This window comes from Streptosporangium sp. NPDC001681, assembly GCF_040298085.1.
GTDB lineage: Bacteria > Actinomycetota > Actinomycetes > Streptosporangiales > Streptosporangiaceae > Streptosporangium.
Genome location: NZ_JBEOZN010000332.1, coordinates 1 through 1,081 on the forward strand (window position 1 = coordinate 1; position 1,081 = coordinate 1,081).

The window sequence follows — 1,081 nt, forward strand, 5'->3', positions numbered from 1 at the left end:
CCTTCCAGAGCGCGAACGGGTGGCGGAACACCTCCATCAGCTCATCCGGGCCGTCGACGAGCACGCAGAGATTCCCGCACGGGAGAGGACGCACATGTCAGACGTCGTCATCTTCGACCACCTCGCCATCGGGGTCGAGTCATGGGAGGACGCCTACCCTCGTTTCGCCGTTCGACTGGGCGGCGCATGGTCACACGGAGGTGACACGGGCGAGTTCGCGCCCTACCAGCTGGTCTACGCCCATGACATGAGGCTGGAGTTCATCGCCCCCGGCGCCCGGCCGGGCGGCTTCATGCGGCGGTTCATCGACAGGAACGGCCCCAGCCCGCACCATCTCACCTTCCAGGTCCCCTCCCTGGTCGACGCCCTGGATCGGTTACGGGCGATCGGGATCGACACCCTGGGCGGCAGGAATGAGACCTACTGGAAAGAGGCGTTCCTCCATCCGAAACAGGCGGGCATGGGGACCCTGATACAGCTTGCCGAGGCGGACAAGGACCTGGTGGGCGGGTTCACCTCCCCCGCTCCCGAGGGCTTCCCCGAGTCCGCCGGGAAACCGCTCGGCATCTCCTGGGTCGGCCTGACCGTGGCGTCGCTCGACACCGCCAGGACACTGTTCGCGGACCAGCTGAGCGGCCACGTCCGCCACGAGGGCCGGGGCTGTTTCCTCGTCAGCTGGGGTACCGGCCATAACCTGCTCGTCCGCGAGCGTGCGGAGACACCGGGCGGCGCGGGCCTGTGGCTCGCCCACGGACTGGGAGTCGACCACGTCATGTTCGGCTCCCCCGAGCTCACCCCCGGCGACCTGGAGGACGGGAGCACGCAGGCCGTGCGCATGCCGTACGAGCCGTCGACCGGCGTCGCGGTCCTTCAGGCATGGCAGGACGTCGACCGGCAGTGAGCCAGGGCAGACCGGAAACGGCCCCCCTGCTTAGCAGGGGGGCCGTTTCATCGGCCGGACGCCGGGGCGACGTCGCGTGGGGCGGTGCTCAAGCAGACCAACACCATCTGGAACACCAACCGGATCTGGAGCGTCGTCCCCGAGGGTGGCACCGTTCTGGCCCAGGAACGCTGGGTCGAC

At 68.7% G+C, this 1,081-nt stretch carries 1 protein-coding gene; it reads left to right on the plus strand.

Annotation, left to right across the window (positions count from 1 at the left end; all coding sequences use genetic code 11):
- The first annotated feature begins 94 nt into the window (after window positions 1–94).
- Window positions 95–901, plus strand: coding sequence for a VOC family protein (locus tag ABT130_RS47665; RefSeq protein WP_350966512.1), 807 nt, complete (start codon window positions 95–97; stop codon window positions 899–901).
- Window positions 902–1,081 lie beyond the last annotated feature (180 nt).

Bases quoted from the DNA above. Each gene is read 5' to 3' on its own strand.
- ABT130_RS47665 (WP_350966512.1), top strand. From the start codon at position 95: ATGTCAGACGTCGTCATCTTCGACCACCTCGCCATCGGGGTCGAGTCA.